16 protein-coding genes are annotated in these 15,434 nt (G+C 73.6%); 9 read left to right on the forward strand and 7 right to left on the reverse strand.

Features of this window, described 5'->3' with window-relative positions; all coding sequences use genetic code 11:
• Positions 1–25 precede the first annotated feature (25 nt).
• The gene (gene npdG, locus R4Z63_RS09185; RefSeq protein WP_037927278.1) at positions 26–730 is read right to left on the reverse strand and encodes an NADPH-dependent F420 reductase; all 705 of its coding nucleotides are present in this window, start codon (positions 728–730) and stop codon (positions 26–28) included.
• A gap of 84 nt (positions 731–814) precedes the next feature.
• On the opposite strand from npdG, the gene R4Z63_RS09190 reads away from it, so the two are divergent.
• Positions 815–1,420 carry a hypothetical protein gene (locus R4Z63_RS09190; RefSeq protein ID WP_384452459.1) on the forward strand — a complete coding sequence of 202 codons (606 nt, stop codon included), beginning with the start codon at positions 815–817 and terminating at the stop codon, positions 1,418–1,420.
• Positions 1,421–1,435: 15 nt separating this feature from the next.
• Here the strand turns inward: R4Z63_RS09190 and R4Z63_RS09195 are convergent, their stop codons facing one another.
• Positions 1,436–1,684, reverse strand: coding sequence for a phospholipase D-like domain-containing protein (locus R4Z63_RS09195; RefSeq protein WP_037927283.1), 249 nt, complete (start codon positions 1,682–1,684; stop codon positions 1,436–1,438).
• 93 nt (positions 1,685–1,777) lie between these two features.
• Between R4Z63_RS09195 and map the strand changes: the two genes are divergently transcribed.
• The gene (gene map / locus R4Z63_RS09200) at positions 1,778–2,635 is read left to right on the forward strand and encodes a type I methionyl aminopeptidase (protein ID WP_037927284.1); all 858 of its coding nucleotides are present in this window, start codon (positions 1,778–1,780) and stop codon (positions 2,633–2,635) included.
• A gap of 130 nt (positions 2,636–2,765) precedes the next feature.
• Positions 2,766–3,413 (forward strand): biliverdin-producing heme oxygenase, encoded by a 648-nt coding sequence (locus R4Z63_RS09205; RefSeq protein WP_384452455.1) that lies wholly within the window; start codon positions 2,766–2,768, stop codon positions 3,411–3,413.
• 83 nt (positions 3,414–3,496) lie between these two features.
• Here R4Z63_RS09205 and R4Z63_RS09210 read toward each other — a convergent pair whose 3' ends face one another.
• The 3 genes from R4Z63_RS09210 to R4Z63_RS09220 all read right to left on the reverse strand — a co-directional run bounded on the left by R4Z63_RS09210 (position 3,497) and on the right by R4Z63_RS09220 (position 7,226).
• Entirely contained in the window at positions 3,497–4,162 is a 666-nt protein-coding gene (locus R4Z63_RS09210; RefSeq protein WP_106967674.1) for a PhzF family phenazine biosynthesis protein, read from the reverse strand.
• A 19-nt stretch (positions 4,163–4,181) separates the two neighbouring features.
• On the reverse strand, positions 4,182–5,654 hold the full coding sequence (locus R4Z63_RS09215) for an HtaA domain-containing protein (protein ID WP_384452452.1): 1,473 nt from the start codon (positions 5,652–5,654) through the stop codon (positions 4,182–4,184).
• A 66-nt stretch (positions 5,655–5,720) separates the two neighbouring features.
• The gene (locus R4Z63_RS09220; protein WP_384452449.1) at positions 5,721–7,226 is read right to left on the reverse strand and encodes an HtaA domain-containing protein; all 1,506 of its coding nucleotides are present in this window, start codon (positions 7,224–7,226) and stop codon (positions 5,721–5,723) included.
• A 115-nt stretch (positions 7,227–7,341) separates the two neighbouring features.
• On the opposite strand from R4Z63_RS09220, the gene R4Z63_RS09225 reads away from it, so the two are divergent.
• From R4Z63_RS09225 to efeU, 6 genes are all read left to right on the forward strand, one after another.
• Positions 7,342–8,358, forward strand: coding sequence for a heme/hemin ABC transporter substrate-binding protein (locus R4Z63_RS09225; protein ID WP_384452446.1), 1,017 nt, complete (start codon positions 7,342–7,344; stop codon positions 8,356–8,358).
• A gap of 1 nt (position 8,359) precedes the next feature.
• On the forward strand, positions 8,360–9,523 hold the full coding sequence (locus R4Z63_RS09230; RefSeq protein WP_491522528.1) for a FecCD family ABC transporter permease: 1,164 nt from the start codon (positions 8,360–8,362) through the stop codon (positions 9,521–9,523).
• A 47-nt stretch (positions 9,524–9,570) separates the two neighbouring features.
• Positions 9,571–10,434 carry a heme ABC transporter ATP-binding protein gene (locus R4Z63_RS09235; protein WP_384452475.1) on the forward strand — a complete coding sequence of 288 codons (864 nt, stop codon included), beginning with the start codon at positions 9,571–9,573 and terminating at the stop codon, positions 10,432–10,434.
• Between the two features lie 187 nt (positions 10,435–10,621).
• Positions 10,622–11,770 carry an iron uptake system protein EfeO gene (gene efeO, locus R4Z63_RS09240; RefSeq protein ID WP_384452440.1) on the forward strand — a complete coding sequence of 383 codons (1,149 nt, stop codon included), beginning with the start codon at positions 10,622–10,624 and terminating at the stop codon, positions 11,768–11,770.
• A 28-nt stretch (positions 11,771–11,798) separates the two neighbouring features.
• Positions 11,799–13,091 (forward strand): iron uptake transporter deferrochelatase/peroxidase subunit, encoded by a 1,293-nt coding sequence (gene efeB / locus R4Z63_RS09245; RefSeq protein WP_384452437.1) that lies wholly within the window; start codon positions 11,799–11,801, stop codon positions 13,089–13,091.
• A 26-nt stretch (positions 13,092–13,117) separates the two neighbouring features.
• On the forward strand, positions 13,118–13,981 hold the full coding sequence (efeU, locus tag R4Z63_RS09250) for an iron uptake transporter permease EfeU (protein WP_037927306.1): 864 nt from the start codon (positions 13,118–13,120) through the stop codon (positions 13,979–13,981).
• A gap of 4 nt (positions 13,982–13,985) precedes the next feature.
• On the opposite strand, the gene R4Z63_RS09255 is transcribed toward efeU, so the two are convergent.
• Positions 13,986–14,558: a GNAT family N-acetyltransferase gene (locus R4Z63_RS09255; RefSeq protein ID WP_384452432.1), complete on the reverse strand. Its 573-nt coding sequence runs from the start codon at positions 14,556–14,558 to the stop codon at positions 13,986–13,988.
• The gene (locus tag R4Z63_RS09260; protein ID WP_384452430.1) at positions 14,555–15,418 is read right to left on the reverse strand and encodes a PhzF family phenazine biosynthesis protein; all 864 of its coding nucleotides are present in this window, start codon (positions 15,416–15,418) and stop codon (positions 14,555–14,557) included. Before R4Z63_RS09260 ends, R4Z63_RS09255 begins: the two co-directional genes overlap by 4 nt.
• Positions 15,419–15,434: the final 16 nt, after the last annotated feature.

The following is a 15,434-nucleotide window of genomic DNA, read 5'->3' on the forward strand; positions in this document are numbered from 1 at the left end:
CGGACCGGACCGCCGGGCGGGGCGGTCAGACGTCCGTCGTGCGCAGGCCCGCGTGGGCCTTGTAGCGGCGGTTGGTGGAGATCAGGTTCGCCACGAGGGCCTCGACCTGGTGGGCGTTGCGCAGGCGGCCGGCGAAGATGCCGCGCATGCCCGGGATGCGGGCGGCCAGGGCCTGGACGATGTCGGTGTCGGCGCGGGATTCGCCGAGGACCATGACGTCGGTGTCGATCTCGTCGATCGACCCGTCCTGGAGGAGGACCGCCGAGAGGTGGTGGAAGGCGGCCGTGACCCGGGAGTCCGGGAGCAGGGCGGCGGCCTGCTGGGCGGCGCTGCCCTCCTCGACCCGGAGGGCGTAGGCGCCCTGCTTGTCGAAGCCGAGCGGGTTGACGCAGTCGACGACGAGCTTGCCCGCGAGGTCCTCGCGCAGCGCCTCCAGGGTCTTGGCATGGCCCTCCCACGGCACCGCGACGATGACGATGTCGCTGCGGCGCGCACACTCGGCGTTGTCCGCGCCCTCCACGCCGAGCCCCAGTTCCTCGGCGGCGGTGTGCGCGCGGTCGGCGGCACGCGAGCCGATGATCACCTTCTGGCCGGCGCGGGCGAGCCGGTAGGCGAGGCCGCGGCCCTGGTCGCCGGTGCCGCCGAGGACGCCGACGACCAGGCCGGACACGTCGGGCAGGTCCCAGGGGTCCTTGGCCTGCGGCTTCTGCGGATTGTCTGAGGAAGTCATGGGGGCGAGCGTACTGCCGGGTAGCCCGCAGCCGAAGAGCCGGGAACGGCCCCCGTGTCGGCTTCGATGCGGCAGGATGCGGGCATGGATGCCGTCAGGGTCGCCCTGCTGCGCGAGGTGCTCGCCGGTACGCAGTGGCCGGGCGAGGCGCGCCGCTTCGCCGGCTCGCTGCGCCGGTCCGTCGCCGCGGTCGGCGAGAAGCTGCTGCTGGTGGGGACCGAGGTGTACGAGCCCTGGCACATGGCGGCCCACCTGGTCGACGAGGCCGCCTGGTCGGGCCGGCCGGAGCTGGCGCCGACGCTCGTGCGCCACCGGGTGCGGCCCGGGGCGCCGCCGCACCTGTCGGTGGGGCTGGGCCGGCTGGCGGCGGCCGGGCGGGGACACACGGTGCTGGTGGTGGCACCGCGGGAGCCCGGCGAGGAACTGCTGGAGCGCGTGCACGACGCCCGACGCGCGGGGGCGACCGTACTGTCCCTGGACGGCGGGGACCGGGATCTGGGCACGCTCGCGCACGACGCGCTGTCGGTGCCGGACGGCGGCCCCGGGCTGGACCTGGACACCGTGCAGCACCTGGTCAGCGCGGCAGCCGGGGAGAACGGCCTGCCGGCACAGCGCGGGTCCCGCCGGCTGCGGGACCGGCTGGCGGGGCTGGCCGACCGGCTGACCGCTCCGCCGCCGAGCCGCTGGTAGGCCTCCGCCGGCCCGTCAGCCGGACGTGCCCGTGCCCGTGCCTTCTTCGTCCTCGCGGGTCCGGTCGTTCCACTGGGGGTCGTTCTGCCACTCGAGGTTGCGCTCCTGTGCCGTCTCCATGGCGTGGGCGGCCTCCTCGGGAGTTCCGTACGGGCCGAACCGGTCCTTCGCCGGGCACTCGGGGCCTTCCTCGACCTTGTGGTGGACCAGGCAGTAGTACCACTCGCCGGGTTTGCCCACCTGGCGCTTCTTGAACAGGGCCATCGCCGTCCAGGCTCCTCTCGATGCCTCCGCAAGCCGCTGTGTGCCGCTCTATCCCGCCATGCTGCCCCATCCCCGCTGGATACACTCGCTTGCATGTCCGGTCAGTCGCTGCTCGTACCAGGCGAGCTCTCCCCCGCCCGTTCCGTTCCCGGTAACATCCGCCGGCCCGAGTACGTGGGCAAGCCCGCGCCCACTCCGTACACCGGACCGGAGGTGCAGTCGGCCGAGACCATCGAGGCCATGCGCATCGCCGGCCGGATCGCCGCCCAGGCGATGGAGGAGGCGGCCAAGCTGATCGCGCCGGGGGTGACCACCGACGAGCTCGACAAGGTCGCCCACGAGTACATGTGCGACCACGGCGCCTACCCCTCGACGCTCGGCTACCGCGGCTACCCGAAGTCGCTGTGTTCCTCGGTTAACGAGGTCATCTGCCACGGCATCCCCGATTCCACCGTGCTGCGCGACGGCGACATCGTGAACCTCGACGTGACGGCGTACATCGGCGGGGTGCACGGCGACAACAACGCCACCTACCTGTGCGGTGACGTGGACGAGGAGTCGCGGCTGCTGGTGGAGCGCACCCGTGAGGCGCTGAACCGGGCGATCAAGGCCGTCAAGCCGGGCCGCCAGATCAACGTCATCGGCCGGGTCATCGAGTCGTACGCGAAGCGCTTCGGCTACGGCGTGGTCCGGGACTTCACCGGCCACGGCATCAACTCGTCCTTCCACTCCGGCCTGATCATCCCGCACTACGACAGCCCGCACGCGACCACGGTCATCGAGCCGGGAATGACCTTCACCATCGAGCCGATGCTGACCCTCGGCACCCACGACTACGACATGTGGGACGACGGCTGGACGGTCGTCACGAAGGACCGCAAGCGCACCGCCCAGTTCGAGCACACGCTGGTGGTGACGGACTCCGGGGCGGACATCCTCACCCTCCCGTAGGCGGCGGCCGGGCCGGAGGCTCTTTACCGACAAGACGTCGGGAACCCATTGACTTAGGTAAACCTAAGTAGGAGTATCGGGCGTGGCGGCACTGCTGCCGCGCCCGTTTCCTCTTTCCTGGAGGTCCGCCTTGGACGCCTTCTCTACGGTCATCCGCGTCGCGTCGCACGAGCAGCACACCGAGGCCGAGTCGTCGACCTTCATGAGCGACCTGCTGGGCGGGCGGCTCGGAGTGGACGCGTACGCGCGCTACACCGAACAGCTGTGGTTCGTGTACCGGGCCCTGGAGGAGGCGGCCGACTCCCTGAGGGACGACCCGATCGCGGGACCGTTCATCCGGCCCGAACTGATGCGCGTCGCGGAGATAGAGCGGGACCTCGCGCACCTGCTGGGCCCGCGGTGGCGCGAGAAGGCGGTGGCGCTGCCCTCGACCGAGGCCTACGCCGCACGGGTGGCCCAGTGCGCGGCCGAGTGGCCGGGCGGGTACGTCGCCCACCACTACACCCGCTACCTGGGCGACCTCTCCGGCGGGCAGATCATCCGCGACAAGGCGGAGCGCACCTGGGGCTTCGCACGCAAGGGCGACGGCGTCCGCTTCTACGTCTTCGCCGACATCTCCAACCCTGCGGCCTTCAAGCGGACCTACCGCGAGCTGCTGGACGCGATCGCCGCGGACGATCTGGAGAAGCAGCGCATCATCGAGGAGTGCAGGCGCGCCTTCGACTTCAACGGCGCGGTCTTCCGCGAACTGGGCGAGGAGTTCCGCCTCACCGCGTGACCCGTGGCCGGGTGCGGGTGCGGGGGCGGGTGCGGGTGCGGGCGGGGTGCACACCACACCCCGCCCGGCCGCCGCGGTAGCTCCTACGCGGGACCCGCGGGCGGAGCGAAGCGGACGCGTCCGCCCACCTCGATCGTGCCGTCGGCGCCGGGCGCGGTGAGGATCTGGGAACCGGCGCCCTGGGTGATGTTCAGGGCGCGGTCCAGCTGGGCCGTCAGGAGGATCGCGGCCGAGCCGGTGGCCTCGTCCTCGGCGATGACGCCGTCGGGGCGACGCGGGAAGCCCCGGGCCCGGACGCGGCCGGCGGCCTCGTCCTCCCACGCCCAGGCGTACAGCCAGCCCTCGCCCGGCGGCGGCGCCGGCAGCGCCTCGACCTCGGCGACGCTCTCGTACTGCCGGGTGTGCTTGCCCTCGACCCACTCCGGCCGGGCCGTGATCCAGGTGAACTCCCCGTCGTCACGGGCCCATACGGATCCGGCGGGCGGCTGGAGCTCCTCGATGTCCAGCAACCACGCGACCCCGACCAGCGGGTGTCCCGCGAAGGACATCCGCGTGCCCGGGGTGCGGATGTCGACGATTCCGCGCTCGGGGTCGTCGACGAACACCGTCTCGCTGTAGCCGAGTTCGGCGGCCAGGGCCTGCCGCGACGCGTCGTCGGGGCAGGTCCGGCCGTCGCGCACGACACCGAGCAGGTTGCCGTAGCGGCCGTCACCCGCGCAGAAGACCCTCAGCACATCGAGATCGTTCACCCGGGAATTCAAACACGGTTCAGAACCGGGCCGTACGGCGCCTGCGCGCGAGGAGGACCGCACCCGCGCCCACCGCGACGACGGCGCCGGAGAGGGAGAGCAGCGCCCCGGCCGGGATCTCGGCACCGGTGGCGGCGAGGTTGCCGCCGACGGAACCGCCGACGGCCGAGCCGCCGCCGACCGAGCCGCCGCCCGCGGTGGTGCCCGTACCGCCGGAGGTGGCACCCGGCGAACCGCCCGTGGTGGTGCCGCCCGCGGGTTGCGGCAGGATGGCGTCCTTGTCCACGGCCACGGACAGGGTGAGCGGGTCGATCGGGTCGCCCGCCTTGTACATCGAGCCGGTGGTGTCGTTGGCGAAGGCGGCAGCGCCCTCGGCGGTGAAGGCGGCGGGTACGCGGTCCAGTGCCAGCACGCCGTTCCTGGTCCGGTAGTCGGCCTTCGACAGGTCGAGCGTGGCGAAGGCGACGCCCTTGCGGCTGCCGGCGGCGTTCTGGACGTCGACGTACAGGACGCCGGCCGCACCGGCGGCTTCGACGCGGGGTGCGGCGAAGGTCATGTCGATGCCGTGGGCCGCATACCGGAAGCGGAGCTCGCCCTCGAAGGAGGCGTCCAGCCTCCGCTTCTCCCCGTCCAGCTCGCCCTTGCCCGCGGAGAAGTCGAAGAGCTCGCCGTTCCCGGTGGCGCCGCCGGCCGGGGTGATCGAGCCCGCGCTCAGCACGTACCGGCGGAAGGACTCCTTCACACCCCAGGTGAGCCTGCCGTTCAGGATCTTCCGCGGGCCGTCGGCCGACGGGGCGGGGTCCTTGGTGGTGGGGGTGGGGCTCCCCGTGGGGGTCGGGTCCTTGGTGGGCGTCGGGTCCTTGGTGGGCGTCGGCTTCGTCGGGGTCGGCTCGGGAGCGGGTTCCTCGAACGCCAGGCTCGCGGTGAGCGGGTCACCGGCCCTGTTCTCGTACCCGGGCGAACCGAACGCGTCCGCGGCCTCCTTGGTGAGCGTCGTCGCCAGCCCGGTCATCGACCGGCCGGCGAAGGCGACCGTGGCCAGCGGCACGTCCTGGGCGGTGGTACCGGACTTGGTGACGTCCGCGGTCAGCTTCCTGGTGCCCGTGTCGATGCGGAGGTCGGAGAGCGTGACCTCGAAACCGTGGCCGGCCGGCGGGGCGGGTGAGGAGAAGGTGACGCTGCCCTTGAAGGCCGCCTTCACCACGTGGCCGCCGGCCGGGTCGTACTGGCCGGTCGGCTCGACGAAGCGGAGGGTGCCCTCGGCGTTCTGCCGGGCGCCGTCGGCCACGGTGACGGCGCCCTTGGCCATGCCGGTGACATAGGCGCGGTAGCCGGCGAGTACGCCCCAGTCGAGGGTGCCGCCGACGATCCTCACCGGCCCGGCCGGTGGGCTTCCCGCGGCGGTGGCCGGCGGACAGAAGGCGGTGGCGCCGAGCGCGGCGGCGGTCAGGGCGGCGGCCGCGAGGGTGATCCGGCGGCGGATGGACGACATGGCGGTGGACTCCTGAGAGACGGGAAGGGGAGGGAAGGGAAACGGGGCGAGGTCAGGGGCGGGTCGCTACGGGGCGTCGTCGCCGGGCGCGGCATCGGCGGGCGCGGCATCGGCGGGCGGAGCCGCTGCCGGCCCGGCGGCCGACGGCATCGCGGGCGGCTGGGCCGGAGCCGGGGCGGCCGCGGCAGCCGCGGCAGACGCGTCCGCGCGGCGCTTGCGCGCCACCAGGAAGGCTCCGGCGGCGGCCGACAGGAGGGCCGCCGCGGCGAGGCCCGCGTAGAGCCCGGTGTTCGACGATCCCCCCGACTCCGCGGCAGGGGCGGCGGCGGCCGTCGGTGCGGGAGTGGGAGCCGCCGGGGGCGGGGCCGTGGAACCGAGGTCGGGCAGGGCCGGCAGCTGCGCCGTGGCGTCGAGGGCGACGGCCAGCGAGACCGGATCCATCTCCGTACCGGCCTTGTACATGGAGTTGAAGGCCCGGGAGCCGCCCTCGGTGAGGGTGGCCGGGGCCTCGGTCAGAGTGACCAGCGCACCCTCGGCCTTCAGGGCCGCGGCGTCGAACTCGACCAGCGGGACGGCGTTCTGCGTCGCCCCCGCCGTGGTGACGTCCGCGGACAGCACGCCCCTGCCGTTCTCCACCTTCACGACCACGGTGCCGAACGTCAGGTCCAGGTGGGCTCCGGTGAACCGCACCGTGCCGGCGAAGGCCGCGTCAAGGGTGCCGTTCCGGCCGTCATAGGTGCCCTTGCCCTGCGGGAAGCGGAACAGCGCGCCGCCGTCCCGGGCCCCCTCGGCCAGGGTCCACCCGCCTTGGCCGACCGCACCGGTGACGTACTCGCGGAAGGTACGCCGCACCCCCCAGTCGACGGCGGCGTCGGCGAAGGCACCCGGCGCCCGCGGCGCCCGGACCGTGGCGCCCGGCTGCGCGGACGGCTGCTGCGGGGGCTCCGCCGCCGGGGCCGTCCTCACGTCGGCGGAGAGCGAGAGGGGGTCGAGCCGCGCGCCGGCCTGGTAGTAGCCGGCGAACGCCTGGGCGCCCTGGGGGGTCAGGGTGACCGGGATGTTCGCGAGGGTCAGCGGGGTGGTGCCGCCCTTCATGTCGATCCCGCCGACGCCGAGCGTCGCGAAGGGCACCTGACGGTGGCTGCTGACCGCGCCGGTGTCCTTGGCCCTGCTGGTCACGTCCGCGTACAGCGTCCCGCTGCCGCCGCCGATCCTGACGGTGGGGTTGCCGACGGTCAGGTCCAGCTCGTGCACACCGTCGGGCCTCCGGTGGCCCTGGAAGGCCACCCCGCCGGAGTACGAGGCTTCGAACGCGCCCGTGCCGGGGTCGTACGAGCCGGTCGCCGAGTGGAAGCGGAACAGGCTCCCGCCGACCGTGGCGGCGCCGCCCTTCAGCGTGAAACCGCCTTTCGCCACCGGGCCGGTGACATAACTCTGGAAGGACGACTTGATGCCCCAGTCGAGCCGACCCCCCTGCACGGTGCCCGCGCGAGCGGCGGTCGCCGGAAGCAGAGCCCCCAACAGGCCCGCCAACAGGGCGATGGTGAGCGTACGGACGGGTCTCGCGGGCATGGACGCCCCCTCCAGGGTCTGGCGGGCAAGGTTAGGCTAACCTAAGCTAAGTCCGGGGCGGATGAAAACACCCCGGTCCCCAGAACCTCCGTCGGACGATCAGGACGGTGCCTTCGTGCCCACGCCCCCGTCACACCGCTTCTCCCGTAGCGCAGTTGCCGTGGCGGCACTGGCACTGGCACTCGCACTGGCGGGCTGCGGGGGTACGACCGCTCCCCCGGGCCCGTCCACCCCCGCCGCAGCCACCGCCGCGGACCGGGTGGAGCCGCTCGCCGCGACACCGCGGCCCGCCCTGCCGGCGACCGTGCCCTCCGCCGACGGCACACAGGTCACCGTCACCTCCGTGGAGCGGGTGATCCCGCTGACCGGCAGCCTCAACGAGATCGTCCACACACTCGGTCTCGGCGGGCAGGTCGTCGCGCGGGACGTCACGGCCACCTTCGAACAGGCCGCCCGGCTGCCGGTGGTGACGCGCGGCCACGACGTCTCCGCCGAGAGCGTGCTCTCGCTGCGCCCCACCCTGGTGCTGGCGGAGACCACCACCGGCCCGGCGGAGGCGGTCCAGCAGATCCGCGACGCCGGGATCCCGGTCCTCGTGGTCGCCCCGGCCAAGGCGCTGGAGGACGTACCGAAGCGAATCGACGCCGTGGCCGCGGCCCTCGGCGTCACGGAGGCCGGCGCGGAGCTGAACCGGCGCACCGCAGACCGGATCGCCGCCGCCCGCAGGGACGTTCCCACAGCCGCGGGCAAGCGGCCCCGAGTGGCCTTCCTCTACCTGCGGGGGACCGCCTCCGTCTATCTGCTGGGCGGTTCGGATTCCGGCGCGGCCTCCCTCCTGGAGGCGGCCGGGGCGGTCGACACCGGCAAGGAGTCCGGCCTCGGCAAGGACTTCACCCCGATCACCAGCGAGGCCCTGGCGGCCGCCGCCCCCGACGCGATCCTGGTCATGGCCAAGGGACTCGAATCGGTCGGCGGCATCGACGGCCTGGTGAAGATCCCGGGCGTCGCACAGACCCCGGCCGGCATGGACCGCCGCGTGGTCACCGTCGACGACGGCGTCCTCCTCAACTACGGTCCCCGCACGGACCAGGTGCTCTCCTCCCTGATCACCCAGCTCCACGGCAAGGGCTGAGATGCCGCTCCCCCACGACACCGGCACGACGGCACCCACCAGTCAGGGGCGGTCCCCGCAGGCCGCCGGGCACTCCGCCGGCGCGCCCACCCGCACCGAACCGGCCGAACCCGGCGCGGGCGGCCCGGGCGGCCGCGGCGGCCGACGGGCCCTGCTCCTCACCGCCGCCCTCGTCGCCACCCTGTTCCTCCTCGCCCTGATCTCCGCCGGAACCGGCGCCTACCGCATCCCCACCGCGGACGTGCTCGCCTCCGCCCAGCACCGCCTGGGCCTCGGCGGAGCACCGCTCGACCGGGTCGCCGAAAGCGTGCTGTGGAACGTCCGCCTCCCCCGGATCGTGCTCGCGCTGCTCGTCGGCGCCGGCCTCGGCTGCGCGGGCGCGCTCATGCAGGGCGTCTTCGGCAACCCGCTCGCCGAGCCCGGCGTCATCGGCATCTCGGCGGGCGCCGCCGTCGGCGCGGTCGCCGCCATCGCCCTCGGCCTGGGTTTCCTCGGCAACTGGACCGTCACCGTCTGCGCGTTCGGCTCGGGCCTGGCCACCGTCAGCGCTGTCTACCTCCTCTCCCGCAGCGGCGGGAAGACGGAGGTCGTCACGCTCATCCTCACCGGCATCGCGGTCAACGCCTTCGCCGGCGCCCTCATCGGCCTGTTCGTGTTCTTCGCGGACAGCGGCCAGGTCAACCAGATCACCTTCTGGCAGCTCGGCTCCCTCGCCCAGGCCACCTGGCCCAAGGTGCTCGCGGTCCTGCCCTGTGCCCTCGCCGGCCTGCTCATCGCCCCCTGCTACGCCCGCCGGCTCGATCTGCTCTCGCTCGGCGAACGGCCCGCCCGCCACCTCGGCATCGACGTCGAACGGCTGCGCCTGGCCCTCATCCTGGTCGTCGCCCTGCTCACCGCGGCCGCCGTGGCCGTCGCCGGCGTCATCACCTTCATCGGCCTGCTCGTCCCGCACCTGCTGCGCATGGCCAACGGCCCCGGCCACCGCTTCCTGATCCCGGGCAGCGCCCTGGCCGGCGCCGTGGTCCTGGTCGCGGGCGACCTCGCCGCCCGGACCCTCGCCCAGCCCGCCGAGCTACCGCTCGGGGTACTGACCGCCCTGATCGGCAGCCCGTTCTTCTTCTGGCTACTGCGCCGCACCCGCCGCAGACAAGGAGGCTGGGCGTGACCCGCACCACCGTCACCGAGGACACCACCGCCACCAGGCCGGGCCCGCTGGCCCGCCTGTTCGCGCGCGGCCGCCGCGCCGTCCCGGCCCGGCCGCCGCTGGGTGCGGTGCTCGCCGAAGCCGTGGACCTGCACGTCCGGCTCGGCGGGCGGGAGGTGCTCGCCGGCATCGGGCTGTCCGCCCGGTCCGGGGAGGTACTCGCCCTCATCGGCCCCAACGGCGCGGGCAAGTCCACCCTCCTCGGCGCCCTCGCCGCCGACCTGCAGGCCTCCTCCGGCGAAGTCCGCATCGACGGCCGCCCGGCGGGCGGCTGGAGCGCCCCGGACCTCGCACTGCGCCGCTCGGTCCTGCCCCAGTCCGCCACACTGTCCTTCCCCTTCCCAGTGGAGGACGTCGTGCGGATGGGACGCGCCCCCTGGGCCGGCACCCCCTTCGCCGCGGCGGACGAGGAAGCCGTCGTCACCGCGATGGCCGCGGCCGAGGTGACCGCGTTCGCCGCGCGCCCGTTCTCCGCGCTCTCCGGCGGCGAGCGGGCCCGGGTCGCGCTGGCCCGCGTACTGGCCCAGCGGACCCCGCTGCTGCTGCTCGACGAGCCCACCGCCGCCCTCGACCTGCGCCACCAGGAACTCGTCCTGCGCGTCTGCCGGGAGCGGGCCCGGGCCGGTGACGCGGTCGTCGTCGTCCTGCACGACCTGGGACTGGCCGCCGCCTACGCGGACCGGGCCGCCGTGCTGCACGACGGGCGGATCGCCGCGCACGGCCCGCCCGCCGAGGTGTTCGAGCCCACCCTCCTCAGCCGGGTCTACCGGCAGCCCGTAGAGGTGCTCCGGCACCCGCGCACGGGAGCGCCGCTGGTGGTCCCCGTACGGGCCGCGGAGCCCGGCGGCATACCGGACGGTCTGCCCTCTTGACCTCCGCTTGACCCTGTCATGGGTCTGCCGTGGGACGTCCGTGACGGCCTCGTTTCCCTGGCCGAAACGTGAGATCTGAATCACTGCACGCGGGTTCATAGGTGAAGTAAGGCTCGGTTAAGTTAGGTCCGCCTCACTGGCCTCTCCCCCCTTGGGACGGCCCTCGCCCGACGCCCAGGAGCCCCCTATGCGCCCCGCCCGCCTCACCGTCGCCGCCGCCTCCGTGGCGGCCGCCCTGACCGTCGCCACCGGCTGCTCCCAGAAGAGCACCGGGGGCGGCGACGCGATCCGCGTGGCGGCCTCCGACAGCGCCTGCGAGGTGTCGAAGACGGAGTTCCCGGCCGGCAAGGTACAGATCGACGTCGAGAACAAGGGCTCCAAGGTCACCGAGGTCTACGTCCTCTTCCCGGACGCCCGCATCGTCACCGAGCGCGAGAACATCGGCCCGGGCACCAAGGCGTCCATCACCGCCGAGATCAAGGCGGGCGACTACGAGATCGTCTGCAAGCCCGGCATGAAGGGCGACGGCATCGCCCAGAAGGTCAAGGCGACCGGCGCCCAGGGTGCCGCGGAGAAGCGCAGCCCGGAGGCGGACGCCGCCGTCACCGCGTACCGCGCGTACGTCGTCGCACAGGCCGAGGAGACCCTCCCCAAGGCACAGGCCTTCGTGGACGCGGTCAAGGCCGGCGATGTCGAGGCCGCCAAGAAGGCCTACGCCCCCTCCCGCATCGGCTGGGAGCGCACCGAGCCGGTCGCGGAGTCCTTCGGCGACATCGACCCGAAGGTCGACGTCCGCGAGGACGGCCTGGAGGCCGGCCAGGACCCGGCGAAGGACTGGACGGGCTGGCACCGCCTGGAGAAGTCCCTGTGGGCCGAGAACAAGATCGACGACAACGACAAGAAGCTCGCCGACACCCTGATCGCGGACCTGAACGAGTGGCGGAAGAAGGTCGGCGAGGCGGAGATCACGCCCACCTCGATCGCCAACGGCGCCAAGGAGCTCCTCGACGAGGTCGCCACCGGCAAGGTCACCGGCGAGGAGGAGCGCTACTCCCACACCGACCTGGTCGACTTCAAGGCCAACGTCGAGGGCGCGCAGAAGGCGTACGAGCTGCTCAAGCCGATCGCCGAGAAGAACGACCCGGAGCTGTCCAAGCAGCTCGACACCCAGTTCGCGGCCCTGAACACCCTTCTGGACAAGTACCGCGCCGACCAGACCTCCTACGAGTTCACCTCGTACGACAAGGTCGGCGAGGCGGAGCGCAAGGAGCTCTCGGACGGCGTCAACGCGCTCGCCGAGCCGCTGTCCAAGCTCGCCGCCGCGGTCGCGAAGTAGCGGGAACGGAACCGGACGGGAGTAGACGATGACCGAGTCTCAAGCGGCCGCCGGGCAGCCGCAGCACGACGGCGACGCCTCTTCGGCGGCAGCGGGGGCCGCGCCCTCCCGTCGCGCGGTACTCGGCTGGGGTGGTGCCGGGCTCGCGCTCGGTGCCGCCGCGGCCGGCGGTGCCGCCGCGGCCTTCGGCGGCGGCACCGACATGGTGTCGGCGTCGGCCGCCGGCGCGGCCGTGCCCTTCCACGGCGAGCACCAGGCCGGGATCGCGAGCGCCGTGCAGGACCGCCTGCACTTCGCGGCCTTCGACGTGAAGACGAAGGACCGCGCGGAGCTGGTCGCACTCCTCAAGGAGTGGACGGCCGCGGCCCGTCTGATGACGGCGGGCCTGCCGGTCGGCGACGTGCACGAGGGCCGGCCGGAGGCGCCGCCGACCGACACCGGCGAGGCCCTCGGCCTGAAGCCCTCCCGGCTCACCCTGACCGTCGGCTTCGGTCCGGGCCTGTTCGCCAAGGACCGGTTCGGGCTGGAGGGCCGGCGCCCCGAGGCCCTGGTGGACCTGGAGCTGTTCCCCGGCGACAACCTGGACCCGGCCCGCTCCGGCGGCGACCTCTGTGTCCAGGCGTGTGCCGACGATCCGCAGGTCGCGGTGCACGCCATCCGCCAGCTGGCCCGGATCGGCTTCGGTCGGGTCGCGGTCCGCTGGTCGCAGCTCGGCTTCGGCAAGACGTCCTCGACGACGCCCGACGAGCAGACCCCGCGCAACATGATGGGCTTCAAGGACGGCACACGAAACGTCTCGGGCACCGACCAGGCCGCCCTGGACCGGCACGTGTGGGTCGGCGCGGGCGACGGCAGCGACTGGCTGACGGGCGGCTCGTACCTGGTGGCGCGCCGGATCCGGATGAACATCGAGACCTGGGACCGGACCCCGCTCCAGGAGCAGGAGGACATCTTCGGCCGCGACAAGGGCGAGGGAGCCCCCGTGGGCAAGTCCAGGGAACGCGACGAGCCCTTCCTGAAGGCGATGAAGCCGGACTCCCACGTCCGTCTCGCGCACCCCGACTCCAACAACGGTGCGACGATCCTGCGGCGCGGCTACTCCTTCACCGACGGCACGGACGGCCTGGGCCGCCTCGACGCGGGCCTGTTCTTCCTGGCCTACCAGCGCGACGTGCGCACGGGCTTCGTCCCGATCCAGCGCAACCTGGCGAAGTCCGACGTTCTCAACGAATACATCCAGCACGTGGGTTCGGCCGTCTTCGCCGTCCCGCCGGGCGTCCGTGACAAGGACGACTGGTGGGGTCGGGCGCTGTTCGCCTGAGTCCCCGCCGGAGAGGAAGAACCGCCGTGTTCGGCAACTATCTGATCGGCCTGCGCGAGGGGCTGGAGGCCAGCCTGGTCGTCTGCATCCTGGTCGCGTACCTCGTCAAGACCGGCCGCCGGGACGCCCTGCGTCCCGTGTGGCTCGGCATCGGGATCGCCTGCGCGCTCTCGCTCGCCTTCGGCGCCCTGCTCGAATTCGGCTCCCAGGAGCTGACCTTCGAGGCACAGGAGCTGCTGGGCGGCAGCCTGTCGATCATCTCGGTGGGGCTGGTGACGTGGATGGTCTTCTGGATGAAGCGCACCGCGCGGCACCTGAAGGCCGAGCTGCACGGCAAGCTCGACACCGCGCTCGCCATGGGCACCGGCGCACTCGTCGCGACGGCCTTCCTGGCGGTCGGCCGGGAGGGCCTGGAGACCGCCCTGTTCGTGTGGGCGTCGGTACGGGCCAGCGGCGAGGGCTCCTCGGCTCCGCTGATCGGGGTGCTGCTGGGCATCGCGACTGCGATCGTGCTGGGGTACCTCTTCTACCGGGGCGCCCTGCGGATCAACCTGGCGAAGTTCTTCCGGTGGACCGGCGCGATGCTGGTGGTGGTGGCGGCCGGCGTGCTCGCGTACGGCGTCCACGACCTCCAGGAGGCCCGCTTCCTGGGCGGTCTGAACGACAGGGCCTTCGACGTCAGCACGGCCGTCCCGCCGGACAGCTGGTACGGGACGCTGCTCAAGGGCGTCTTCAACTTCCAGCCGGACCCGACCGTCCTCCAGCTGACGGTGTGGGCGCTGTACCTGGTCCCCGTGCTGGTCCTGTTCTTCGCCGAGCGCGGGCGCGGCGGCCCGGCGGGCACCCCGCCCCGGGCCTCCGCCCCCTCGGGCAGCGAGCCCGCCGGCTGACGGGTCACCAGAGCCGGTCGACGCCCCCGGGGTGGAGCGGGACGCGCACGGCGGTGAAGGCCGCTCGGTCCGCGGCCGGGGCGCCGGTGAAGAACGCCGCCATCACCACCTTGTCGAAGCCCGCGGCGTCGGTGGCCAGCGGGTCCTCGGGGGTGCCGCCCACGAGGACCGTGCCGGGCAGCGCTGCGAAGCCGGCCGCCTCGTAGAACGGCGCGAGGGCCCGGTCGCAGCTGAACAGCGCCAGGTCCACGGCCGGGTCCGCGGCGAGTTCCGCGCGGGCGGCCGACACCAGCCGCCCGCCGAGCCCCTGTCCGCGCCGCGTGCTCCGGGTCACGACGGAGCTGAGGCCGGCCGCCCGGTACGTGCGGCCGGCGAGCGGGATCCCCTTGTACAGCAGCGCCAGCGCGGCGGCCACCGTCCCCTCGTCGTCGACGAGGAGGGTGCGCGGCGCCAGCGCCGGGTCGTGCCCCGGGGTGGAGCCGGGCCAGGCCTCTGCTTCCAGGTCGGCCACCTGGCGGGCCAGCCGTCCGGGCACGTCCGGCTCGGCGAACCCCAGCACCCGCAGAGCCGTGCTCACGGGATGCGGACCGCTGTGCCGCCCACGCGGACGCGGCGCTCGCCTTCGCGCAGTTCGACCGTGAGCACTCCGGGGCGGCCCATGTCCGCGCCCTGGTGCAGGGTCAGCACGGCGTCCTGCGGGACGAGGCCGAGCTCTCGGGCGTAGGCGCCGAAGGCGGCCGCCGCGGCCCCGGTCGCCGGGTCCTCGACCACGCCGCCGACCGGGAAGGGGTCGCGCACGTGGAACTCCCGCGGACCCGTCCGGTGCACCAGTTGGACCGTGGTGAGGTCCAGGCGCCGCATCAGCGCCTCCAGCCGGGCGAAGTCGTAGTCGAGGTCCGCGAGCCGGGCCCGGGTGGCGGCGCCGAGCACCAGGTGGCGGGCTCCGGCGTAGGCGATCCGCGGCGGGAACGCCGGGTCGAGGTCGGCCCGCGGCCAGGCCAGCGCGGCGAGTGCCTCGGCGAGGTCGGCGGCTCCGATCTCCTCGGTGTGCGGCTCGACGCTGGTCAGCGTGGCCCGCAGGCGGCCGTCCTCGGCGGTGACGGACACCGGGACGGTTCCCGCGCGGGTGGCGAGGAGCAGTTCGCCGGGGCCGGTCCGCTCCGCCAGCGCTACGGCCGTGGCGACGGTGGCGTGGCCGCAGAAGGGAACCTCCGCCTTCGGGCTGAAGTAGCGCACGGTGAAGGAGCGGCCCTCCCGGCCGCCGAGCCCCTCGGGCGGGGCGGTGAGGAAGGCCGTCTCGCTGTAGCCCAGCCCGGCGGCGATCTCCAGCATCGCGTCCTCGTCCAGCCCGGAGGCGTCGAGCACGACCCCGGCGGGGTTGCCGCCGTCCGGGTCGCCGGAGAACGCGGTGTAGCGCAGTACCTCGGTATCGGTCATGCGGTCATGATCGGCG

It is taken from the genome of Streptomyces sp. PL-29 (assembly GCF_058344425.1).